At 36.7% G+C, this 24,451-nt stretch carries 23 protein-coding genes and 1 tRNA gene; 11 read left to right on the top strand and 13 right to left on the bottom strand.

The genetic code is table 11. The annotated features are described in order from the left end of the window. Positions 1–227: 227 nt before the first annotated feature. The 4 genes from FN817_RS19985 to FN817_RS19970 all read right to left on the bottom strand — a co-directional run bounded on the left by FN817_RS19985 (position 228) and on the right by FN817_RS19970 (position 5,177). On the bottom strand, positions 228–3,395 hold the full coding sequence (locus FN817_RS19985) for an ABC transporter permease/M1 family aminopeptidase (protein WP_142719472.1): 3,168 nt from the start codon (positions 3,393–3,395) through the stop codon (positions 228–230). Positions 3,396–3,397: 2 nt separating this feature from the next. Then, entirely contained in the window at positions 3,398–4,270 is an 873-nt protein-coding gene (locus tag FN817_RS19980) for an ABC transporter ATP-binding protein (RefSeq protein WP_142719471.1), read from the bottom strand. 186 nt (positions 4,271–4,456) lie between these two features. After that, complete coding sequence (locus FN817_RS19975) at positions 4,457–4,660, bottom strand: helix-turn-helix domain-containing protein (protein WP_002980904.1); 204 nt, start codon at positions 4,658–4,660, stop codon at positions 4,457–4,459. A 1-nt stretch (position 4,661) separates the two neighbouring features. Beyond that, positions 4,662–5,177: a DUF2975 domain-containing protein gene (locus tag FN817_RS19970; protein WP_142719470.1), complete on the bottom strand. Its 516-nt coding sequence runs from the start codon at positions 5,175–5,177 to the stop codon at positions 4,662–4,664. Between the two features lie 168 nt (positions 5,178–5,345). On the opposite strand from FN817_RS19970, the gene FN817_RS19965 reads away from it, so the two are divergent. Further along, entirely contained in the window at positions 5,346–5,687 is a 342-nt protein-coding gene (locus FN817_RS19965) for a TfoX/Sxy family protein (protein WP_142719469.1), read from the top strand. 92 nt (positions 5,688–5,779) lie between these two features. Here FN817_RS19965 and FN817_RS19960 read toward each other — a convergent pair whose 3' ends face one another. From FN817_RS19960 to FN817_RS19950, 3 genes are all read right to left on the bottom strand, one after another. Further along, positions 5,780–6,886, bottom strand: coding sequence for a nucleotidyltransferase domain-containing protein (locus tag FN817_RS19960; RefSeq protein WP_142719468.1), 1,107 nt, complete (start codon positions 6,884–6,886; stop codon positions 5,780–5,782). Between the two features lie 6 nt (positions 6,887–6,892). Next, positions 6,893–7,420, bottom strand: coding sequence for a hypothetical protein (locus tag FN817_RS19955; RefSeq protein ID WP_142719467.1), 528 nt, complete (start codon positions 7,418–7,420; stop codon positions 6,893–6,895). 62 nt (positions 7,421–7,482) lie between these two features. Beyond that, positions 7,483–8,232 carry a nucleotidyltransferase domain-containing protein gene (locus tag FN817_RS19950; protein WP_142719466.1) on the bottom strand — a complete coding sequence of 250 codons (750 nt, stop codon included), beginning with the start codon at positions 8,230–8,232 and terminating at the stop codon, positions 7,483–7,485. Between the two features lie 275 nt (positions 8,233–8,507). On the opposite strand from FN817_RS19950, the gene cobT reads away from it, so the two are divergent. The 3 genes from cobT to FN817_RS19935 are packed head-to-tail and all read left to right on the top strand — an operon-like array spanning position 8,508 to position 10,834. Next, a complete protein-coding gene (gene cobT / locus FN817_RS19945) occupies positions 8,508–9,512 on the top strand; it encodes a nicotinate-nucleotide--dimethylbenzimidazole phosphoribosyltransferase (protein ID WP_142719465.1) in 1,005 nt (334 codons plus the stop codon). Then, the gene (locus FN817_RS19940; RefSeq protein ID WP_142719464.1) at positions 9,513–10,295 is read left to right on the top strand and encodes an adenosylcobinamide-GDP ribazoletransferase; all 783 of its coding nucleotides are present in this window, start codon (positions 9,513–9,515) and stop codon (positions 10,293–10,295) included. Beyond that, entirely contained in the window at positions 10,280–10,834 is a 555-nt protein-coding gene (locus FN817_RS19935) for a histidine phosphatase family protein (protein WP_142719463.1), read from the top strand. Before FN817_RS19940 ends, FN817_RS19935 begins: the two co-directional genes overlap by 16 nt. A gap of 58 nt (positions 10,835–10,892) precedes the next feature. Here FN817_RS19935 and FN817_RS19930 read toward each other — a convergent pair whose 3' ends face one another. The 4 genes from FN817_RS19930 to FN817_RS23625 form a co-directional block, all read right to left on the bottom strand. Beyond that, positions 10,893–12,098: a DUF1566 domain-containing protein gene (locus tag FN817_RS19930; RefSeq protein ID WP_142719462.1), complete on the bottom strand. Its 1,206-nt coding sequence runs from the start codon at positions 12,096–12,098 to the stop codon at positions 10,893–10,895. 144 nt (positions 12,099–12,242) lie between these two features. Further along, on the bottom strand, positions 12,243–13,997 hold the full coding sequence (locus tag FN817_RS19925) for a hypothetical protein (protein WP_142719461.1): 1,755 nt from the start codon (positions 13,995–13,997) through the stop codon (positions 12,243–12,245). Positions 13,998–14,234: 237 nt separating this feature from the next. Continuing rightward, positions 14,235–14,345 (bottom strand) — tRNA-OTHER (locus tag FN817_RS23245). A gap of 94 nt (positions 14,346–14,439) precedes the next feature. Next, on the bottom strand, positions 14,440–15,240 hold the full coding sequence (locus FN817_RS23625) for an RtcB family protein (RefSeq protein ID WP_394345055.1): 801 nt from the start codon (positions 15,238–15,240) through the stop codon (positions 14,440–14,442). Between the two features lie 749 nt (positions 15,241–15,989). Between FN817_RS23625 and FN817_RS19915 the strand changes: the two genes are divergently transcribed. The 3 genes from FN817_RS19915 to FN817_RS23490 all read left to right on the top strand — a co-directional run bounded on the left by FN817_RS19915 (position 15,990) and on the right by FN817_RS23490 (position 17,612). Next, on the top strand, positions 15,990–16,325 hold the full coding sequence (locus FN817_RS19915; RefSeq protein ID WP_142719459.1) for a HopJ type III effector protein: 336 nt from the start codon (positions 15,990–15,992) through the stop codon (positions 16,323–16,325). 69 nt (positions 16,326–16,394) lie between these two features. Beyond that, on the top strand, positions 16,395–17,414 hold the full coding sequence (locus FN817_RS19910; protein WP_142719458.1) for a helix-turn-helix transcriptional regulator: 1,020 nt from the start codon (positions 16,395–16,397) through the stop codon (positions 17,412–17,414). Positions 17,415–17,477: 63 nt separating this feature from the next. Then, complete coding sequence (locus FN817_RS23490; RefSeq protein WP_262712114.1) at positions 17,478–17,612, top strand: hypothetical protein; 135 nt, start codon at positions 17,478–17,480, stop codon at positions 17,610–17,612. Positions 17,613–18,010: 398 nt separating this feature from the next. Here FN817_RS23490 and FN817_RS19905 read toward each other — a convergent pair whose 3' ends face one another. Further along, complete coding sequence (locus tag FN817_RS19905) at positions 18,011–19,195, bottom strand: DUF1501 domain-containing protein (RefSeq protein WP_142719457.1); 1,185 nt, start codon at positions 19,193–19,195, stop codon at positions 18,011–18,013. Positions 19,196–19,395: 200 nt separating this feature from the next. After that, positions 19,396–20,778 carry a DUF1800 domain-containing protein gene (locus tag FN817_RS19900; RefSeq protein WP_142719456.1) on the bottom strand — a complete coding sequence of 461 codons (1,383 nt, stop codon included), beginning with the start codon at positions 20,776–20,778 and terminating at the stop codon, positions 19,396–19,398. Positions 20,779–21,186: 408 nt separating this feature from the next. Here FN817_RS19900 and FN817_RS19895 point away from each other — a divergent pair, with 408 nt between their 5' ends. From FN817_RS19895 to FN817_RS19880, 4 genes are all read left to right on the top strand, one after another. After that, entirely contained in the window at positions 21,187–21,750 is a 564-nt protein-coding gene (locus FN817_RS19895) for a hypothetical protein (protein WP_047423738.1), read from the top strand. A 116-nt stretch (positions 21,751–21,866) separates the two neighbouring features. After that, positions 21,867–22,916: a glucokinase gene (locus tag FN817_RS19890; RefSeq protein WP_047423737.1), complete on the top strand. Its 1,050-nt coding sequence runs from the start codon at positions 21,867–21,869 to the stop codon at positions 22,914–22,916. 142 nt (positions 22,917–23,058) lie between these two features. Then, positions 23,059–23,625, top strand: a complete 567-nt coding sequence (locus FN817_RS19885; RefSeq protein ID WP_142719455.1) for a YceI family protein — start codon at positions 23,059–23,061, stop codon at positions 23,623–23,625. 78 nt (positions 23,626–23,703) lie between these two features. Further along, positions 23,704–24,330 (top strand): YceI family protein, encoded by a 627-nt coding sequence (locus tag FN817_RS19880; protein WP_047423735.1) that lies wholly within the window; start codon positions 23,704–23,706, stop codon positions 24,328–24,330. Positions 24,331–24,451: the final 121 nt, after the last annotated feature.

Genomic DNA, 24,451 nt, shown 5'->3' with positions numbered 1-24,451 from the left:
TATAGATTTAATTGAACGATGAGAATTTTTGTGAAGGTTAATACATTCTAATTTGAAAGCAACGCTAAATTTTTCTTTTCTATACATAAAAAAATGCCCCTAAAAAGTGTCTAACTTTTTGGGGGCAGTCCAATTTGAGGGATTTTTGCTTTTATATCATTGCGAACCGAAGGTGAAGCAATCTATTCCAATTTCTTACCTTGAGAATCATAGGTAAAATTCAAATTTTAAATGGTTTTAAATAATCTGTCAATCTGTTTTCTGGTTGAGGCATCAGGGGCAACTTTATAAAACTCCTTTATCAGATCCAATGACGTAGGCTTCTTCGGATATTGATTGTTTTTCAAGAAGCTTTTTAATGCTATATTGACATTATCCTCACCGATTAAATTGCTCAATTCTACCATGGCTTCAGCCCCTTTGGAATAAGAAATATGAGGAACATCTCCCGTAGCCTTATAGATAGGAACATTATCGGATAATCCTTTTTCATTGTCATACATCTGTTGATGCATTCTTATTCTTTCCATCATTTTTTCTCTGCCATGCATTTTCTTGTAAAGCATCATTTCCGTATACATCGCCAGTGTTTCGGTAAGCATTACAGAACCTTCTCTGTCGTCAGGATTGATCTGGCTGTTTCCCCACCAGAGGTGTGAAAGCTCATGTCCTGCCAGTTCATTGATGACATCCTGTTTTTTATCCGCCTGTATATTAGCATGGAAAATCATATCTTCAGGCATAAAGACGGCAGAAGGATAGGCCGTGGCAGCAAAACCTCGGGTAAAAGACGAAATCTCTGCAAAATTGATGGTTTTAAAAGGATATTTTCCGAAATTCTGCTGGCAGTACTCTAAAGTGAGCTTTGCATTTTCCAGAAGATGATCTGCATTTTCAAAATGTTTTTGATGATAAAAGATATTGATGGTAATTCCTTTATACTTCTCACTTTTTATTTCATAGTTAGCTGAAGAAATGGCAAATCGAAAGGGAATTTCACTTGCTTTGTACTTAAAATAATTACGCCCTGATTTTGTCCATTTCCTTATCAGATCTCCTGTACCTATGGCTGTTTGGTTCCATTCGGTAGAAACAGTCATATTAAGATTAATGAAATCCTTTTTTACCACTTCAGGAGCTTCTGGTTTTTTCAGTTCCGTAAGCTTTCCCAATTTGAACTGGCTGCGTTGCTTTTCATCCTGAATTTCATAATCCTTTTGATAACCAATGGTGGGATAATATCTGCTGATTCTCATAAAAGATCCGTTTTTAATAATAACATTAAAGGATTGATGACCATTAACAGCAAACCATTGGTAAGACAGGATGAAGTTCAGAAAAGCAGTTTTGCCCGGTTGAATAGGATGTTTTAGTACAATTTCTGTAGTGTTTTTATCAATTTTCATTGTTTCAGGACCTGATGTCAATGCAGCAGATTCAAGCTTTAAATCCTCATTAAAATTGATGAGTATTTTGTTGACAGGCTGATCGGTTTGATTGGTAAGGGTGTATTTTCCTGCAATCTGATAGGCATTTTCTGAAGGATACAACTTAATTTCTGTGGTAACATCGGTAATATCAGGCTGTGGAATATTGTCATATTTCCTGAAGTTTTTTTCATATTCTACAGAGCTTAAGAGGTTCTGGTCTTTGTTTTTAGAAATATATCCTCTCATAAAAAATATTCCGGCAAAGATTCCTGAAACCAGCAGAAGAATACTTAAAATGGAAGAGGCAACAGATATTTTTTTACTCCTGATTAAACCATTAAACATCCATAAAGTAGAGATAACACCCGCTCCGAACAGAAGCCTTTGTGCAAAAGCTTTTTCATAGATTCCATAGCCGTTGAAATCGCTGTAAGTGCCTTTGAAATCTGAAAATATTCTGAAAAGAGGGTAGGTGATGATTTTCCCGGAAACAGGGCTGGACAATACAAAAACTGCAAGAATGGAAAATCCAAGTGCAATGAATTTATTAGGAATTCTGTCATTAATCAATAGGATCAATCCGGAAAACAGCATCAGAGGGAAGGTATTGAAAAGGAAAACACCGAGATACGCCTTCCAGTCGATATGAAAATACTGATAAGCGGCCTGAAAAACAATTCCCTGGGCAATTAGAATTCCTGTAAAGAAAAACAGCAGAAGACTGATCGAAATAAAATGTCCTGTTAATCTGTTTTTGGAGAAATAAGTACTGTTTTCAATCAGAAAAAATCCGGAAGAGCGGCTTCTCCAGAAGATATCGTTCAGAAAATACACTGAAATAAGAAGACCAAGCAGATGAAAATTCTCTGAAATCGTTGTGGCCATAAGTCCCGAACCGGCATATTTCTGCGGAAGACGAATCCCTTTTTCAATCTCGGCATACATTTCCATGCCGATACAAAATAATAGGAGGATAGAAACTGCAGGAACAGCAATACTTTTGAACAGATAGGTAAGATCGGTTTTCACAAATGAAAATACAGCCCGAAAAGAAGAGACTCCACCAAAATTAGCTGAAACAGTTGAATATTCTGATCTGTTCGTTTCCGATAATGACTGAACAATTCCCGACGTTTTTACTTTCTTTCCTGATACATTGGAGAATGAAAATAATCTGAGTGAGAGAAAAAGAAATCCAACTGATATAAGGATAAATAAGAGTCTGTTGAACAACAGGTAACCTGTAAAAGGAACCATGTGAATATTTTTCTGATGCGAACTAAGGTCACGGGCCTGCATGAAATAAGCAGACAGTCCAAAAGGGTCAATCAAAGCTGAAAACTGCTGTGTTTCCAGAGATTGAGGCAAGCTTCCCGCCATAAAAGGTGAGTTGGAAAATAATAAAATAACCATATAAAAGACATACAAAAGCAGCCCACCCACTACAACCAGTAGTTTTTTCTTAACAATAAATGAAATAAGAAACAGGAAACTGCAGACAAACAAGCTGTTGATAAGGCCGAAGATCAATAGTGGGTAGATGTAATGGATGATATTAAAACCTTCCTGCATCTCACTTCCGGTACGCATGATTTGTCCTATGAGAAATCCTGTCATCAGAAACGAAAAGCTTACAAATGTCTGAAGAAAATAAGCGGTGAATTTCCCTTTTAGATAAGTAGATTTTGAAATCGGAAATGAAAACAGGATGTGGTCAAATTTTGAATCCTGATCTTTAAACAAGAGCTGTAAGGCATACACGGTAGCAAAAAAAATAACGGCAAGACTTAGCATTCCGGTCATAAAACCGATGGTATAGGGTGAGTTTAAATAAATTCCTTCCCCTACTGAAAGATTAAACTGGCTCCCGCAAAAAATACCAATAGCAACCAAGAGTAAGGCCACAAGATAGGTGAGCCAGTGCTTGGAAGAACGTCTGGCTTCAAATAAAAATATAGTGTTCATGATTAAGGTTTTTGGATGAGCGTATGGAAATAAACGTGTTCCAGTAAAGGAGTTACGGAACTGAAATCTTTGGGAGATTCTTCAGAAAATACGGTAATATGAAGTTCTCTTTCAAGAAGCTGTCTGCTGATGATCTCATAGCTGGAACCATAGGTTTCCAGTTCGGTTTTGTCAATCGGTTTTGACCAGATTTTATTTTCCAGCGCTGCGATTAATTTTCCCGGATTTCCTTTTCTGAGAATCTGTCCGTGATTCATTACCGCCATTTCTGAGCAAAGGTTTCTGACATCCTCAACGAGATGAGTGGACAGAATAACGATCACCTCCTGGCTGATATCATTAAGCAATGTATTAAATCGGTTACGTTCTTCAGGGTCTAATCCTGCAGTGGGTTCATCCACAATAATAATTTTCGGATCTCCCAATAATGCCTGAGCTACGCCGAAACGCTGTTTCATTCCTCCGGAGAAGGTGTGTACTTCTTTTTTGGCAAAATCAGAAAGGTTAACCTTTTCAAGAAGACCAAGAATTTGATTTTTACGATTAATTTTGTCGGTAATACCTTTCAATACAGCGATATGCTCCAATAGATCATAAGCAGATACCTTTGGATAAACTCCAAAATCCTGGGGTAGAAATCCAAGATTCTGTTTGATATAATCGGGATTTTTAATAATATCTACTTCATTGAAAAGCAGTGTTCCCGATGTTGGTTTCTGAAGCCCTACAATGGTTTTCATCAGAGAAGATTTTCCGGCTCCGTTGGGACCAAGAAGCCCAAACATTCCGTTTTGGATGTCGAGGGAAATGTTCTTAATGGCTTGAAAACCATTTTTGTAGGTGAGACTTAGGTTGTTGATTGATAATGTGTTCATAACGTTGTGTTTGGGGAATAGAAGGACAGGCGGCCTTTCGGCAGCTAGTTTAGGTTTAAAGTTTAAAGTTTAGGGTTTAGAGTTTAAAGTCTAGAGGTTAGTAGCTGGAAGTTAGAAGTAGGATTTTTACACACCTACCCTCAAACTCTCTAACACGCAACTCGTACCCTGCAACCCGAATCTCGTCTACTCTTTAAATTCAAGAATATCTCCCGGCTGGCATTCCAGGATTTTACAGATGGCTTCAAGGGTATCGAAGCGTACCCCTTTGGCTTTGCCGGTTTTCAGGATAGAGAGGTTTACGGGCGTGATACCCAGTTTTTCTGCCAATTCTTTACTCTGCATTTTTCGTTTGGCAAGCATCACATCTAAGTTGACTATAATTGGCATTTTAAATAAATAGGTCTTGTTCGTTTTGCAAATGTAGTCCTTGCTTAAAGATATTCGCAAGAAACAGGCAGAAAATTCCAAGCATAAAGTGAATAAACACCAGTCCCCATATCATACTTTCTACTTCCACAAAGAAATTCGCGATAATCACCATCGGAAGAGGAATGAAAATATTGTACAGGTAAAATTTCTTAAGCTGAATGATATTTTCCTGAGTAAACAGTTTCTGCTGGAAAAATACTTTGAAAACCCTGGCAGATAACCAGAAGAAGATTCCATAGGTGATGAGTACAGACAGAAATGAAAAAATCATATAGGAGTAATTGTTTTCGATATTCAGAAATGGCTGTTCTGTAAACGGATAATTAATGTGGAGGAACTTTCCCTCTTTATAAGATGTAACCGCAAACCCGCTGATCAGGCAGAATAAGGAATACACAAAAGTGATTAAATATCCGGCCGACAATACAGAACAGATATAGAATAAAATTTTTGAAATAATTTTGGTCTGGTTCATGGTACGAAGAATAATTACTATTGCAAATGTATAATTAATTATCGTAAAACAATAATTAGTTTAACTAAAATTTTATTTTGTGTTATATAAAATTTGAGAATAAAGTACTGAAAACATTGTGATAATCACTGTTTTTAATTAATTTTAAATAATAAAAAAATAGAAACCATGGCTTACAGTACTGAACTTGCCGACCGGGTACGTGAACGGCTTTCAATCATAGAAAATATTGAGGTTGAAGAGAAGAAAATGTTTAGCGGACTGTCTTTTCTGGTGAACGGGAAAATGTGTATCAATATCAGTCACGACAATCTGATGTGCCGTTATGATCCTGAAATGGAAGATGAGGTTTCGGAGAAAAAAGGTTTTCTGCCGATGATTATGAAAGGGAAGCAGCTCAATGGGTATTGCTATGTAGAACCCATTGGTTTTAAAAAAGCAGCTGATTTTGAATATTGGATCAGGATCTGTCTGGATTATAATCCGATAGCAAAGACTTCGAAGAAGTGAGTTGTTGGGTTTGAGAGTAAGAGAGTAAGAGAGTAAGAGAGTAAGAGAGTGGGAGTGATGGAGTTCACAATCCCACATTCATCACTCATCATTTATAATTCATCATTATCTCCGTACAGTTTTTCTCTGATCTTAATTAATATTTTTGTTGTTTTTTCCAGATCCGGCCCGTCAGGAAGACTGGATATTGAATAATGTTTTTCTATTGATTGTATAAGATGTTCTGCCTTTTGCATTACACTTTCATACGGTTGATTGCCTGCTTTGATATCTAATAGTTCGTCCCGGTTTTCTACGCGGATCGTTAGTGAACTGGTTTTAAAAATCTGCTCACAGGATTGCAGCAGCCGGATGGTGTGCATCATATTTTTGCTGTCGTAATTTTGCCCGTGGGTCTGATTGACATTATAACGGTCTTCATTACGCTCAGCAACCCATTTCCAGTATTCCCTGTAGTCTTTGCAATACGTAGAGTAGGCATCAAGGTTACAGAACAGATAAGCGACCGGTTTTTCATCTTTAGGAATGGACGACACAGAAACCTGATTGGCCTCTTCATTCTGGATAACACCTTTATATCCCAACGTTCCCGATTCATCATAGAATAAAGCATACATTCCCTTTGTGTGATCAATGCTTATTAATCCACATTTCTCTTGTGATAAACCACCCCGTCCTGCGGACACCCCTCCAGAGGAGGGGAATTCATGCAGCCATTTTTTCAACGGTACAGAACCTTGACCGTCAAGGATAAAACAGAAATCCAGAATAGATTTTCTCTCTTTATCGATAGGGTTTAAAATCTTTTTGTTAAGACCTTTCGCTTTTTTGATCTGTGATATAGCATAGCCTGCAAAGGTATCTTTACAGAGTTTTGACAGGAAATCTTCAGTTTTCAGAAGATCCATCAACGGATGTTTATATTGAATACAATCTTCAGGACTTGCCAGAATTTCAAGAATATTAGGATTATTTTTCTGCAGTAGCTCTACAAACCTCCCGATTTCATAATACGTAAGGTCATTGGTCTCGTTGGAAATCTGCGGAATATAGTTCAGACCAAAGAAATCTTTCTTCGGAAGATAATACACCCCGCGGATATCCGTATCAGAATTCTCCGTTGCCAGCCCAAAAGCCCGGCTTCCGGAAATAGCTTCGAAGAGGAGGAGGTTTTTGTTTTTAAGATCTTGGATGGTCATTTTTAACTACTTAAATTGGAGCTTTTTGATGAAATCTATTTTTTGATATTTAATAGAATTTGTATTAATTTCAATTTTTTTAAAATCATAATGAGAACGTCCTGCAATATACCCGGCTTTGTTATCATTAATTATGAGGAATTCTTCACCTCCACAGGTTTCAAATGTATAAATTCCAATATAAAAAGGAATTGAATGATATTCCTGAAGACATTCATTCAAAAAAGAAAAATCAATATTTTCAGAGACGAATCTTTTTTCAAGCAATGAATATTCATAATTCCCTTCATCAATTATATTTTGAAGAAATTCAAAATCTATAGCAGCATCTGGATATTTGCTGATAATAAACTTAACAAATTCTTTAGTATAAAATATTTTATAATCATCAGCTTTTTTAAGTGTCTGATAATAAAAATTGTCGGAATCTTCTGAAAATTTGGCAAAATAAGTCTGTATATTTTCTGGTATTATAATTCCATATTTTGACTGTATGATATTACAATGTTTAATAAAAGAGTTTTCTTTTTTCATGAGTATTAATTTTTAATACAACTGTTCAATTATTGTCAAAGTTTTCTTAGTATTGTTTTGATTTATAGTGATAATATTTCCCTGAAAACCCTCTCCATCTCACCTTTATCCGCCTTTCCTCCTGATAAACCTTTCGATTTCTCTTCATTTTCCGCGATTGTTTTCTCCAAAAAATCAAACAATTCCCAATCGTTTGGGTGGTAGTAAGACTCTCCTTTGGTTGCTTTTAAGACGACAAGTTCTTCTATTTTCCGTCTGGTTTTATCATCTTTTAAAACAAGCAGATCACTGAATAACACAGGAGGAACCGTACCTTTTTCTATGATCCATTTTCCTGTTAATGTCGTTCGTAAGCAATAAAAGTAACTTTTTAATTTTACTTCATTACTTCTGCAGGCTTCCAGATATTTCTTGCTCATGCTTAAATAATGGTAAGAAACAGCAACCGGAGAAAAACAGTCATCTGCCAAAGGTCTGAACAACTCCACAAACTTTTCATCTGCTTTATAGACGATAGGAGAGTAGAACCAGCTCAGCAAGGCCGCATTCGACTTCAGTAAAAGATGAAAGGTCTTTCTCAAATCCCAGCCGGAACCGTCCAGATCATCTTCTGTCATAAATTCTATCGTTTCATCCTTATCCCAGGGAGAAAGATACCAGTCTTTTTGATGACGGTATATGAAACGTATATCATAATCACTATCAGGAGACGCAAAACCCCAGGCTCTGCTCCCTGATTCTACAGCAAGAAGGACTTTTACGCCCCGTGTTGCTTCAACTTCTTTTATTTTTTCTAGTATTTTTGGTGTCATTGTTTTTTTATTTATGTTACAAAGTAAAAAGAATAGTGCGCAATGTACTCGCGTAGTTATTTTGAGTTACGGGATTCGAGATGCGGGGTGAGAGTTTCCGAGTTGGTGAGTTTGTGTGTAGGAGAGTTTGAGAATGGTGTGGGAAATTTCTTCTTCTTACTTCCAGCTCCCCAGCTTCTGGCTTCCAACTTATAAAAACTACAGACAAACGATACAAAATACTCTCTATTTTACTAATATTGCACTTTTCCATTTAACATAATTATTAAACATCCATGTTATCATCAGAATTACAGCATAAAATTGATTTTAAGACAAAGCCTTTAGGCGCATTAGGACATCTGGAACACCTTGCTCATAAAATCGGAATGGTTCAGAAAACCACTTCACCACAGTTATTGAATCCTCATATGGTAGTTTTTGCAGCCGATCATGGAATTGCCACGGCGGGTGTAAGTGCTTATCCACAGGAGGTAACCTATCAGATGGTGATGAATTTCCTGGGCGGAGGAGCGGCCATCAATGTTTTTTGCAGACAGAATGGAATTAAAATTAAAGTAGTAGATGCCGGAGTGAATTTTGATTTTCCGGAAGGGCTGAATCTGGTAGACAAGAAAGTCAGAAAATCCAGCCGTAATATTCTTGAAGAACCGGCAATGACTTCTGAAGAATATCAGCAGGCCCTTAAAAATGGGAAGTCTGTGGTATCTGAAATTGCAGGAAAAGGCTGTAATATCATTGGTTTTGGTGAAATGGGAATCGGGAATACTTCAGCTTCTTCATTGATGATGAGCAAACTGTTTGACATTCCGATTACCAATTGTATCGGTCGCGGAACAGGTTTGAATGACCATCAATTACAAAGTAAGATCCATATTTTAACACAAGCGATAGAGAAATATCCGTCTGAAATGACTGAAGATGAAATTGCTATGACCTTCGGAGGATTAGAAATCGTACAAATGATTGGGGCCATTGAAGAAGCTTATCATTATAACATGCTGATCATGGTAGACGGATTTATTGCAACGGTAGCGGTAGCCACGGTCTGGAAAAAGAATCCTGAAATCCTGAACAACTGTATTTTCTGCCATGTAAGCAATGAAAATGCCCATCCTCAATTGTTGGGACTGATGAGAGAACAAGCTATTCTCAATCTGAACCTGCGTCTTGGGGAAGGAACAGGTTGTGCATTGGCCTATCCGATTATTCAAAGTGCAGTTAATTTCCTGAATGAAATGTCGAGTTTTGAGGGAGCGCAGGTATCAAATAAAGATTAAATGAAAGCCATAAAAAATGAATTGATCTACTTTGCAACAGCACTGATGTTTTTCACAAGAATTCCGGTTCCGTTTACCATTCCATACTCCAGTGAGATTATGAACAAATCTCAAAAGTATTTTGCCTGGGTTGGATTAGTGATAGGACCCGTCAATGCGCTGGTTCTGTATTTTTCCACAATACTTTTTAATTTGGAAATAGGAATTGTTTTAATGATGATCTCCAGTGTTTTACTTACCGGAGCGTTTCATGAAGACGGTTTCACAGATATGTGCGACAGTTTCGGAGGCGGATATGGAAAGGAAAAAATCCTGACTATTATGAAAGACAGCCGGGTAGGAGCGTATGGAACGATTGGTATTATCCTTCTTTTTGCTTTGAAATTTTACAGCATTCAGGCTTTGGGAGTTGTTGCTCCTTTAAGAGTCTTGGGTATCATTATTTTAGCGCATACGGCAAGCCGGTTTATTTCAGGAACAATGATTTATACTCACCAATATGTTACCGATATTGATATCAGCAAATCAAAACCTTTGGCCAATAAACCTTTGGATGGAATGGCTTTGCTGGTAGGATTTATCAGTGTTTTAATTGCTTTTGCCTTGGTTCCGGACTGGCGTTTGATTTTCGCTTTTGCGCTGGCCTATTTAGGTAAAATATATATGGGATGGTATTTTAAAAAGCACATTGGCGGTTACACAGGTGATTGTTTAGGATCCGTACAGCAGGTTTGTGAAGTTTTATTTTACTTAGGAACAATAATCGTATGGAAATTCATTTAATCCGTCATACTGCCGTAGAAAATCCGGAGAACCTGTGTTATGGTTTTGCTGAAATGCCTTTAAGAAAAGATTATCCTGAAGATTTTAATACATTAGAGATAGATGATGATTATGATATAGTTGTCTCAAGTCCTTCTGAGCGATGCTATCTTCTGGCCGATTATTTTATATTGGAGTATCACACAGACGAAAGACTTCGGGAAATGAATTTCGGGAACTGGGAACTGAAAAAATGGACTGATATTCCGGAAGAAGAAATCAATCCCTGGTACAAAGATTTTGTTCATGAAAAAACCTCAGGAGGAGAAAATCTTCTTGAAATGCAAAAGAGGGTTCTCAACTTCTGGCAGGAATTGATTCAGAAAAAAGATATCAAAAAAGCTTTAATTGTTACCCATACCGGAGTTATCCGCCTGATTATTCAGTCTGTGCTTCAGTTTCCGCTGGAAAATATGTTCAGTATCCAGATTGATTATGGAAAGAAAGTCATCATCAATGTGAATGAAGGAATTTTTTCTGTTAAAAAGGTGAATGTTTAAAATCATTTTATATTCTCATTACAATAAAAAAAACCGCTAAGAGTAGCGGTTTTATATTTTAGAATCTTCTGAAAGGTCTTACCCTTACCATGTTGTAATCTTTGTTATATTCCCACATATAACCAGCATATCCGTCCAGAATTCTTGCTGAGTTACCACCCGGTATTTCGGTAGAACTCCAATAATACTTTTGAGAAACATCATTCCATGGGTTGGATGCAATATTGTAAACATTCTTGGCACTTTTATAAAATGCCATTAATTCTTCTTCAGATGGTAAAAACCAGTTACCAATGCCATTCACAGTGTAATTAGCACATAATCTGGCCGCGCAGTTGGCATCCGAACACTGGGAAATAATTCTTGTGGTATTGGCAGGTCCTGATCCCATGACAGCCTGAGTCTGGTTGATGATATTAAATGTACATCCCCATTTGATCTTATCAGAACCATTATAAGTAAGGTTGGCAGGCGCAGCTTCCAGATATCTCCAGCCGTCCGTAAACTCTCCCTTATCATAAAAAACATATCCTCCTGATGCACCAATGGCACCAGCTGTTTTAAATGTTTTTTCGTCCGAATAATATATCTGTGCTCCTTCTTTTACATAAGATCTTACATAATATGTGGTGTTCGGAAGTAATGCCGTAGCTTCCAGCTCGTACGCTGAATAATTGTTAGGATTTGATATTTTGATGATTTGGCCGTTTGATATATTAACTCCGGCACTCGTTCTGTAGCAGAATCCTTTTTCATCAGGATAGAATGCTTCAAGATAATTCACCGCAATATCATCAGTACTTAAAGTGGCGGAAGTAGTATATATTGCCTTAGCTATTTTGAAAGTAATATCCATCTTTGCGGGCGTAACGAATGTTACATTATCTCCATAAATAATATCCCCGTTATTAGTCGCAACATATGCTCTTACATAATAAGTTGTTGACTTTTCAAAATCAGTACTGTAAGTCGCCACAAGCTGATAATCTCCTGTAGTATTGGTATACTCTTCAATCATTTTGGAGTTGATGACGGTAGGGTTAATATTCTTTGCCCAGCAGAACCCGCGTCTTGAATATCCGGATCCGGAAGAAGTTACTGTTCCTGCAAATTTGAACTGTGCATTACTGAAAGTAGGTTTACCGGTTACCACTTTTGGAGAAGCATTGACATTGTTGGTTGTACCGTTTTCATCATCTCTGCCGCCGTCTGAACCACATGATGCCAGCGTAAGAGATAAGAATAGAAATAATAATTTCTTCATGATTATGTTATTAGTTTTTAATTAGGTCGGCAAATATATAGAAAAAGATGATCACTTTAAAAAAAATAATTTGCCTGTCGTTGAGAGTGTTCCAATAGATAAAACCAAAAGCGCCATCCGATACTATCAGATGACGTGAAGAATTTATTTAAAAATTCTGATAAAACTATCTTTTTCCAGACTTTCCAAAGAAAAATCAAAGTCAGCCTCGGACTTTTCTGTCGTAATCTCAGCCCCAAGTTCTTTTACAAGCTCATTGAAGGGCATGGCATCATACCATTGCTGATATAATGCGCTTGTTGCCATAGTGGAAACTTCACTATTTCCAGAAACATGAGAATGTCCGGCTCCGAAATTCAATAGTACGAAACATTGCTTTTCGTTTTTTGTGACCAGCATTCCCAGAATCATTTGCTTCTGAACAGAATTACATCTCGCTTCAGCAAATAGACTGTTGGGATTCATCATATAATCGTAAGAAATATTATCTCCTTTTCCGATGACGATTTTATATCCACAATTGGCAGCTCCGCTGAAAACGTTGTTCATGACAAGTGTTGGTGCACAATGACCTGTATTGGCATAAAGATATTCAACAGCACCGTTGGGAGCAGAAGTCATATCTCCTGAATACATCAATTGTCCGTCACCATGGTTATAAGCAGCATTCCAACCTATTTTTCCGGCGATATTCAATCCTGAAAGGTCAAGGTCATTGGCTCCCCATTGATCTTCCCAATAAATACCTACTGCCAGTCTATCAGCATAAAAACGGGTTCCGGTAGGAATATTTCCAACAAACATTTTTTCAGAAGTTGGTAACGCAAATTCTACATTATCAGGGAAATAGAATTTCTTTCCGGAAAGGTTTTCATATTTCAGTTTCAGAAAATCTAAAATAAAATCATAGTTGAATTGATTCACGTAAGTTTCCTTACCTTTTTTTACCCACGATTTTCCGTTTCTTACTCTATAGACAAAAGTATCCTGACCGTACATTCTTGAGTAACAGGCTGACAATGCTTTAAATAATGCAAACGGTGTCGCATTTTCCAGCCAATGCCAATCACTGTTTTCCAGCAATGTATTGGTGGCGTCATTCAATGGGTTTGAGACCAATGGCTTATGGTTTACTTTAGACAGCTTTGAAATTTTATTAATGACTTTCGGAGCTTTGTTTTTATACGCAAGGAATAAAGGCTTAAATCTGTTGAAAATTTCTGCCAGTTTTTCCATACCAAAGCTTTCAAACAGATAGGCTGGGTTAAAATTACTTTGCTTAATTAAATCAATCAATTCATCGTTTTTGATTAAAAGTGTTGTATTGGTCGTTTTATAAATGACATAACGGAAAAACTCAACAGGATTCTCAGGATAAATGTCGTATAAATCAGCTATTTTTATAATGGCTTCCTTATTTCTGATATTTTCTTTTCCTGTGAAATCATATTCCAGTTCCGTATGCAGAATATACAGCAAATCATCAATGGTTTCTTCTTTTAAAGCAATCCCTGACTTTAGGAGAGAAAGGCATTTTTCCTGCATTTCTTCTACGGTATAAGCTTTGATGACTTTAAAGATCAACTTTGCATCAGGAACATTCAATAGTTCTTCAGGAATATAAATTTCACTCTGGAAATTACTTCCATAGGTCGAAATATAATGTCTGATCTGTTCAAAAAACAATTCAACTCTGGAAGTATTTTTTATTTTCTCCCAGGATTTATGGAAGGTTTTATTCAAATCATTCCCATTCAGTTTTTCCTTGGCATAATAAGAGATGATTTCATTTTTTGCCCAAACTGCATTCGGTTCAATAACAAAACCGTCATTGGAAATAAATGGCTCTGAATTCGACTCTTTGGCCAATACCGCATTGAATAATTGTAGTGTTTTCATTGTTTTAAGTTTAAAAAATAAGTGAGGAGTATATTCATTAAAAGTGAAGGGTATAGGAACTCCTTTTACCTATAGTTTATAAAAAGCGGGGAGTATTTTTCCAAAATATAGGAACTCCCTTTGCCTTATAATTTGTAAAAAGGCGGAAAGTAATTCTGAATTGTAGGAACTTTCTTTGCCTTAAATTTTTTAACTGATGAAAATGAATAGGTTAATGTAAATATTTTCATTGTATTGAGGAGCAGACAGGACTCGAACCTGTGACCCACAATCTTGGCGATGTATAGGAACTTTAGCTGCCTGCAGCGAAAAGTAATTTTGATGCTCTGCCATCTGAGCTACTGCCCCTGCCTTTATAAAAAGTTTTCATGAACCTTACAGGCTTTTATACCTGCAAGGCTGGTTATTAGTTTTTGAAAACCTGTAAGGTTTATATTAAAAATTATGCTTTTCTGAATTTCTTCTTTTTCTTCCATGGAGCATTCTTCTGCACGTCTCCGGCCATGATACACCCGTAAGGCATCACTTCATCCAGAACTTTACAAAGTCCATATTCTTCAATCTGTGCTCTTACGTTCTTGGCACTTTTATAAGCGCTCGGAAGTTCAGAAATATCAACCTCATTAGAGTAGAAACGGATATCTAATCCTTCTGTTTCTTCATTGAAGATTTCTTCAGTTGTTTTATGAGCTAAAGATCTCTTATGCTGGCTTCTGCTAAAGTTTCTTCCGGCTCCATGCGGTGCAAAACCTATGTTTCTTTCATTTGTTTTTCCCTGCACAATCAGTACCGGTTCTGCCATATTCAACGGAATCAATCTTGGTCCCGTGATATCAGGCATGAATTTATCATCCAGCGGCGTTGCCCCTTTTGCATGGTAGAACAGATCTCCATCTTTGAAAACGAAGTTATGCTCATTCCAATATCTGTTTTCCTTCTCCATTTCCAGTTTATTCAAAACTGCATCATGCAGGGAAGTATGGTTTTCTTTTGTCCATTGTCTGATCAGCTGAAGCGCTTCCCAATAGGATTTACCTTCTTCAGTATCATAAGGGATCCATGCATTTTCTTTCAATGTTTCAGGAGAGATTTCCTGTCTGAAACGGTTGGCTGTTTTCATTCCTTTATCATATAATGCAGCTCCCGGTGCTCTTGAACCGTGATGAGTGACCATCATTGTATTTCCGGTATTTTTGGAAATTCCTACGAACAGGAAATGGTTTCCGTCTCCCTGAGTTCCCATATGAGAACGGGCAATGCTGATCAGTTTTTCATCATTTAAGAATTCATTTTCTCTGAAAGCATCCATCAGTTCCTCAGACATCGGCATCTGTTCACCTCTTGGTCTTCCTCCGTATCCGAAGTGCGTTACAGAATGTGCAGCATCCAGAACCTCTTTAGGATTGGTTTTTCCAAAATCTGTCAGCATCACTGAACAGCAGATATCAGCACTATGGAATCCCGGGTGAATGGCATTCTTTGCAATGACCACACCTCCTACCGGAATCTGACCTTCAGGACCTGTAGGGCAGGCATCAGGCATTATTGCACCACCAACGAGAGTAGGGGTTTTCATCAGAACTTTCATGGTTCTGATTACTTTTTCCACATTATCATTTTCACTTTCATGTTCTGCACGGATGTTGATCACAAAATCTTTAGCTGTTTCATGAAGCGGAATAATATCCGGCTGCTTGAACTGCACCAGATATTCTGAGATCTGATGTTCATCCAGGTTATTCTCATTGATATAGCTAATGGCATCTTTAAACCATTTTGCCGGTCTATATCCTAATTCGATTAAATGATTTCCATTAAATTCCATTTTGTTTCATTTTGATGATGCAAAGTAATATCATTATTGCGCAATAGTTTTGCGTAGATAAAGAAATTTTAATTATTTTTACAAAAAGTTATAAAAAGGCCGGAAAGCTGATCCGTGAATTGGTACATAAGCCTGAAACAATATAAACAAAATTAAAATCTGCAGTTATGGTACTATTAGAACAACTAAAACATTTCCCTGAAACGATTCAGTTTAGTGATGTTATCGCTTACATTGATGAACATTATGAATTTACTCCTACAGCTTTTCAAAACGGAGATACTACCAATCAGGCAGGGCAGAACAATGGATCGTGTAAAGTATTCAGCTTCGCAAGTATGCAGGATCTGACGAAAGAAGAGACACTTTGGCTTTTTGGAGAATTTTATAGAGATGATGTTTTGAAAAATCCGGAGGGAAATGATCACCAGAATATCCGAAACTTTATCAAATTCGGTTGGGAGGGAATTACTTTTGACGAAAATGCTTTAAAGGAAAAATAACTTTTAGAAAAGAGCAAAAATAAATAAGTGAACAGCTTATTTAAAACACCAATCATTAAACACTAAGGTATGTCATCCAATAAAAACGCTCTGATCCGGTATAAAACATTAGACAAATGTCTTAAAAACAAATACAGGAAATATACGCTGGAAGATCTCATTGATGAATGTTCAGAAGCATTATTCGAATTTGAAGGAAAAGAATCCTATGTAAGCAAACGGACGGTTCAGCTTGACCTTCAGAATATGCGGAGTGAGAAATTCGGGTATGAAGCTCCTATTGAAGTCTATGAAAGAAAATATTACCGCTACAGTGATCCGGAATACAGTATTCATAATATTTCTGTGAATGAAAGTGATCTGAAGGCTATGAACAATGCAGTCCAGATTTTAAAACAGTTTAAGGACTTTTCCATGTTCAAAGAGATGAATGGGGTTATTCAGAAACTGGAAGACTCAATTCATGCAACCAATCAGAAATCAATTATTCACCTCGATAAAAATGAACAGCTGAAAGGATTGGAACATATTGATATTCTTTATGAAAGTATCGCGAATAAAAAAGTACTGAAGATTCTTTACAAAAGCTTTACGGCAAGAGAATCCAATGTATTTACGGTACATCCGCAGCTGTTGAAGGAATTCAACAACCGTTGGTTTCTGATCTGTCTTTATAAACAGAAAATGTACAATCTGGCACTGGACAGGATGGAAAGTATTGAAACAGATGAAAGCCTTCCCTATATTGATAAAGATCTGGATGGAGATGAATACTTCAAAGATATTGTAGGAGTTACCGTTTCGGAATCAATGGACCCGAGAAATGTGATTTTTTGGGTAGATGCAGGAAATGCTCCTTATGTGAAAACAAAACCGCTGCACAAAAGTCAGGAGATCATCCGGGAAGATGAAGACGGTACCTTATTTAAAATATGTGTTCAGATCAATTTTGAATTAGAAAGATTGCTGCTGGGATTTGGGGACAGTCTGATTGTTCATAAACCCCGGAAACTGCGGTTGAAAATGGAAGAAAAGTTTAAAGCAGGATACAGAAATTACCAGAGTTTGATTGTTCCTGAGGAAAACTAAGCTTTCTGCTTATTTTCATCTTGGCTTGGAAATTGCATTATTTAAACACACAAAATTAAATTTATGAAATCAAGAATATTTAAAGCATTAATTGCGATCCTGGCACCCATAGCGATAGAATATATTGTTAAAAAAATATCTGAGAAACTTGATAAAAAAGAAGATCAGAATGAAAAACCAAAGCAGATTACGGCTTAAACGTAAAAGTAGTTAAAATTTAAAATTATTGAAAAGAGACTGTCATAACTAGGTACAGTCTCTTTTTTTTGTTAATGGATATTCTTGATGAACGCTGAAAACCACCCCGTCAAAAATTCTTTGAATTTTCGCCACCCCTCCAGAAGAATGGAATCCTTACGTTTTCAACTCAAACATTTTTATGGATATAGCTTCGATACTTTTTTGACGGATCACATGGGCTGGATTCCTACGGAATGACACAATTGGAATAATGGTCTATCCCTTCACCTTGTCATTCCGTAGGAATCTAAACAGTTTTATTATAGTTTTAAGATAAAGCTTAAGTGCAGTTCTTAAGCATTTAGTAGTATCTTAGAATAACTTAAGTGTTTAAAAAGCTTTTGTGGTTCGATAGATCATACAAAATCATAAATACCGTCCTTCCATCCCAGTACTTTAGAAGAATCCGCTTTAAGCCAGTTTTTCAGGATTGTTGCATATACTTTTCTGAAATCTTCTTTATAGATCAGATCACCTTCATTCAGATTTTGCAAATCAGGAAGTGCATTCAACAGACCTTTCTTTTTAAGGTTTCCGCTGACAAAAAACATCTGGTTAGCGGTCCCATGATCCGTTCCGTTACTGGCATTCTGGGCTACGCGGCGACCAAATTCTGAAAATGTCATCAGGAGGATATTATTGAAAAGCCCGTTATTTTTCATATCAGCAACAAATGATTTTACGGCTTCATTGATGTCATCAAATAACTTCTTTTGTCTGTCATTCTGATTAACATGGGTATCAAAACTTCCGATCGAAAGATAGTAAACCTGTGTATTGATATCAGATTTTATTAAAGAAGCCACAGTCTTAAAGTCTTTTCCCAACTGAGAATTAGGATAAACCTGTTCTGTCTTCTTGGCTTTGCTTTTTTCAAAGATATAATCTGCATTATTAATCGTAGAACCTAATGTCTGATAAAGATAAGACACGGTTTCATCATCGTGATGGTGATCGTAGAGAGATTTAAAATATTTTTCCTGGCTGGTTTGATAGAGCCTTTTAGGATCTTTAAAGGCAAAAGCTTTATTGTTTTCTCCTTTTAAAGCTAAACTTAGCATATCATCTACTTCCAGCGCCTGAGTCGGGTGGTCACAACGATAACACTCTTCGTCCAGAAAACGTCCCAGCCAGCCTGTTTCCAGAAACTGGTCACTTCTGCTTGCTGACTGCCAGATGTCCATGCTCCGGAAGTGAGATTTATCGGGATTAGGATAACCTACATTATTCATCACAGAAAGTTCTCCATTATCAAAAAGCTCTTTAAAGTAGGAGAGAGCCGGGTTGATTCCTGCTTCATCGGTCAATGGTATTGAATCCTGAATGGCCAGTGTTTTCCTTTCTCTGAAATAAATATCATTTTTAGCCGGAATAATAGTATTTAAACCGTCATTTCCTCCTGTAAACTGAAGCACTACCAGAATATTCTGACTGGGATTCAAAGCCTCATCCAGCGTCATCGCTTTTAAAAAATTAGGCATAAGCATTGAAGCCGTAGCCAGCGAACTTATTTTGAGGAATTCTCTTCTTTTGATTAGCATAATTTTGTTTTTTTAGGTAAAGGTGGCAGAGGATAGGTGGCAGATGATAGGTAGCAGGTTGTAGGTTGTAGGTTGTAGGTTGTAGGACTAGGTTGCATTTTTACTGGCATTTATTTTTATAACAATAAAAGATAAATAAATGGTAATTAAGCTATACTACGACAGGTATTACCTGCTACCTGCAACCTGAAATCTTCTCCCTAACATAACTGGTATTCCGGGGTAGACATCAGGTTGATGACATTCATTTTGATACTCTTATCAGAAAAATTTCTTACTGAGTTCATATCGAGGCTTTGAGTATTCTGGAGAAGATACTCTTCACAGTTTTTATGGGCAAATAGTTTTTCAATACGCTCCCAGTCGATGGTGATATTCGGGTTTTTAAAGCCCTTGTTAAAAGCTGTTTCTCTGGATTTCATTCCCATATCGATATCATCATCCTGTCGGGGGCTGTATTCCAAAGGCCGAAGCCCGGACCAGATTTGTGGAATCTGGAGTCTCACCATCAGAGTAGAACTGTCAATCCATGCCTTTCCATTCGGCCATCCCGCTACATTCGGTGGATAAAGCAGCATTTGCCCCAATAACTTCTGATAAACGATGAGGTTTTCAGGGTTCTGAATATGCATGGGAAGTATCCGCATTATACCAGCCATCAGTTCTACAGGAGATTTTATCCGGTTACCGATATTCTTTTGATCATAAAACCATGTGCTTGAAAATATTTCAGTCATCAGTTTTTTGATGTCATATCCTGAATTGTAGAAGTTTGCACTGAGTGTATTGACAATATCCTGATCTACCTTTTCATTCACAAAGAACTTATAGATTTTCGTGGTTATAAATTGTGCTGTTGCTTTCTGTTCCAGGATGATATTGAGTACATCACTTCCATCAAAGTTGCCTGTTTTACCTAAAAAAGTTTTAGAGCCTTCATCGTGGAGATTTTTTCTTTCCCTGAAATTTCCTTCCTTATCATAACTCCATCCCGTAAAGGCTCTGGCTCCTTCTCTTACATCTTTTTCAGTATAATTACCTCTGCCCATGGTAAACAGTTCCATGACCTCACGGGCGAAATTTTCATTAGGATGATCCTTTTTATTCTGTTGATTATTCAGAAAATTAAGCATAGCTGGTGACTGGCTTACTTCGAAAAGAAGATCTTTAAAACTTCCCAGTGCATTCTTTCGGAGGGTATTTAAAAGCTGTTTGTTAAATCTTGGATTGACTACTCTTGAAGCAAAATGTCCATGCCAGAAGAACGCCATCTTTTCCCTCATTTGTTCTTTGCTGTTTACAATTGTATTCAGAAAATTGAGATTCAGTTCATTGTTTTGCTCCCTGTTGAGCCGCTGCATTTCTTTTTTCTTTTCTGCAGGAGCTGTACTGTTCATATAATCTGTCGCCAAATCCGTATCAGGCGTGTCATACGTGACCTCGCTGAAGCTGTTTTCTTTCAATAATTCAGCCATTAAAGTTTTAGTGCTTTTGTTTTTCAAGTCATCAATCTGATGAATGCCAACACCAAAACCCGCCCGCCAAAGAAGATGCTTGTTTTTTAATAATGAATCAGCTGTCATGAGGAATTTATTTTTTTGATACGCTTTGAAGAAAAAGGTTAAAATGATAACGGGTTAAGGATTGTTAATATTATTTTTAAGGCTGGAAGCTGGAAGAATGAAAGCTGGGAGTTATGGTGAGCAGGAGGGAGCAATTTTCCTTTACTTTAATTATAACAGACATAAGTTGTATATAACAGCATATTACTTCCATCCTCCATCTTCTTGCTTCCTTTCTTTTTTTCTTTAATTCACTTTTTGAGGTCAATTTTTTGATAATTTTTGTTAAACAAATATTTAAATTTTGTTAAAAATAACGAGCTGATATTCATTATTTTATGATTTTCAATGGTGTTAAAATCAAAGAAAAAACCTTGCTTGGCATGATTTTTACATCCTCTTGTTTAATAAAATTTAAAAATTAGAGTTATGAAAATGTTTAAACAAGCAATAGTACTGGCTGGTATTTTAACAGCAGGTATCGCAAGCGCCCAAAGTTCTCAGATGAATAATATGATCAAAGTAGGTGCAAATGTTGGTTTAGCAGTTCCCGCAGATAATCTTTCCGCTGCAGTAGGAGTGGATGTATCTTACCAGAACCTGATTACACCAGGATTCGGATTAGGTATCGCATCAGGATATACTCACTACTTTGGAAAAGAGAACAACGGATATAAAAATAATGATGTAGGAGTAGTTCCTGTAGCAGCTTTAATCAGAATTTATCCAAAACAAACCGGTTTCTATTTCGGAACAGACTTAGGATATGGTTTCCTTGTTGGAGATAAAGCAGTGGCATCCAACACCAATGTTGAAAGAGCAAGCGGAGGTTTCTACCTTAAACCCGAGATCGGTTACCACAACAGAGACTGGAATTTCTTCGTACAATACCAAAAGGTTTTTGTAGGAACAAAAGGAGATTTGCCAGGTCAGGACTATAATGTGGGGAATATCGGTGTAGGATTCGGTTACAATATTCCATTAGGAAAGTAGTTAGATTTAATATATAAACAATTATTAACCAAAACCTTTTCACGAAAGTGGAAAGGTTTTTTTGTTCTGTGCAGGATTTACAAAAACTATTATTATATTTGGTAAAATTTGAGGTTATGATTCTGAATCCAAAATTTCCACTTTATTTACCAGGAGTAGAGAACAGTAATAATGATAATGTTTCTATCATAGGGGCAAGTCTCCGTGAAGATGTAACGATCTTAGGCTATTTCGTTTCCGGGAACGGAGGTCTTGAGATAAAAGTACAAAATAAATATGCAACCAAAGAATACACTTCTTTTTCAGATATTTTAAAGAAGTTTATTCAGGATAATCAATTGCAGAATGTAAAACGTCTTGGGATGGCAGTGCCAGGTCCTGTACTTGACGGAAAAAGCAGTCCTGCAAGATTGGGTTGGAATTTAGATGTTGAAGAGTATGCCCGTGATTTCGGGTTTGAAAAAGTAGACATGCTGAACGACCTTGAGGCGTCTGCCTACGGAATGGCTCTTCTTGAAGATAACGATCTTGAAGCTATTTATACAAGCGGACATCTTGAAAAAGGAAATGTAGCGGTCCTTGCTCCCGGAAACGGATTGGGTGAAGCCGGATATTTCTTTGACGGAAAATACCTGAGACCTTTCGCTACAGAAGGGGGGCATTCAGAATTTTCACCAAGAACCAATGTAGAAGTTGAATTTTACCAGTTCCTAAACAATATCTACGGTATTGTAAGCTGGGAAAATGTACTTTCCAAGTCTGGATTATTCAATATCTATAGATTCTTAAGAGATGTGAAAAGACATCCTGAGCCGGAATGGTTAGGAGAGCGCCTTACACAGGGGAATTTTGTGGAAGAACTTTATAAAGCGGCAATCGAGGAGAATGTATTGATCTGCAGAATCGCTTTAGATACCTTCCTGGAGTTTCTGGCAAGAGAAGCTAACAACTTGACATTAAAATTGAAAGCTACCGGAGGATTGCTGATTGCCGGAGATATTCCACAGATGATCGCAGAATATATTGATAAGGCGAAATTCTATGAGAAATTCAAGATCAGTGATAAAATGGAGGAGATGCTTAAAAACACTCCCATCTATCTGGTCAAGCAAAATCATACAGCATTAAATGGGATAGCGCTTTATACAGCTTACTATCAGGTATAAAACAGAGCTCCGAAGAAATTCGGAGTTTTTTTATGGAATGATATTATTCATGGAAATAATAAATTTTATTGATGTACATCAATGAAATCTATTGAATAAGATACTACCTTTGTACCGTTAAATAAGTAAACAACTCTATTCAATGAAAAAAATATTTTTATTAGCAGTTTTAGCTGGTGGTTTAGCATTTGGACAGTCAAAAAAAGTAGTAGCGTCTGATGTACACTGGTGGGGATATAAAGTAGCAAAATCTGAGGCGAGCTCTCACGACGGTACTGTAAAAGTAAAGTCCGGAGATATGATTATGAAAGGAAACCAATTGGTAGGCGGAAGCTTTGTATTGGATATGACTTCTATCAGCTCAACTGACCTTACAGGAGAATATCAGCAAAAATTAAACGGACACCTTAAGAACGGTGATTTCTTTGAAGTTGAAAAATTCCCTACAGCAACCTTTAAAATCACTGGAATCAAGAAAAACAGCGATAAAATCTACAGTTCTCTTGTAACAGGAAACCTTACTGTAAAAGGAAAAACAAATCCAATTACTTTCCCTGCAAAGATTTCTTACAGCAAAGGAGTAGTAAGCTTAGTATCTAATAAATTCTCTTTCGACAGACAGAAATTTGATGTAGCTTACAAGTCTACAATGCAGGATGTTTTTGTGAAAGATGATATTGATATGCAGGTAAAAGTAACTGCTCAATAAATTAATCAAAAAAAGATTGTTAAAAGTGTAGAAGTTCTACACTTTTTTTTATTTTTGTTGAATTGTAAATAAAAAAGAATGAAAAGATTACTATTGTTTGCTATGGTGTGCGCAAGCATGTCATTTGTTTCTGCTCAGAAGAAATTTGATAAGGTTTCAAAAGTGACTTCATCAGAGATCAGATGGTGGGGGTATAAAGTGGTAAAAACCGAAGAAACTTCCCATTCAGGAACAGTAAAGCTGAAAAGTGGAAAATTTAATTTTGACCATACGGTTCTGGTAGATGGAGAGTTTATCATAGATATGAGAAGTATGATGGCAGGAGATGTTTCTGATGAAGATCAGATCAAGCTTACCAACGATCTGAAAAGCTCGAACTTCTTTGAAGTGAAAAAATTCCCTATCGCAAAATTCCATTTGACTAAAATTATTCCTTTAGCAAACAGTGAATACAATTCTACAGTATACGGAGACCTTACCCTTAAAGGAGTGAGAAAAACAATTTCTTTCCCTGCGAATGTATATGTTACTCAGTTTACAACCTCTATTGAATCTGCGAAGTTCTCTCTGAACAGAAGAGACTTTAAAGTATTCTATCAGTCTTCATTGAAAGATTATTTCATTAAGAACGAAATGGACATCCAGTTCAAAGTGACTACAGAAATGCTGGATAACGAGAACAGAGTTCCAAAAAAGAAAAAATAAGATTACATACGATCAATATAAAATGAGCAGTTCACCAGAGCTGCTCATTTTTTATGCTTTTGTTACATCAAAGATTTGGCTTAATCATTTACTGTTCCCTGTATTTTTTATAAATTCGTAT

This window comes from Chryseobacterium rhizoplanae (genome assembly GCF_900182655.1).
Lineage (GTDB): Bacteria > Bacteroidota > Bacteroidia > Flavobacteriales > Weeksellaceae > Chryseobacterium > Chryseobacterium rhizoplanae.
The sequence above is the reverse complement of the archived record's forward strand: the minus strand, read 5'-3'. Positions and strand labels throughout refer to the sequence as shown.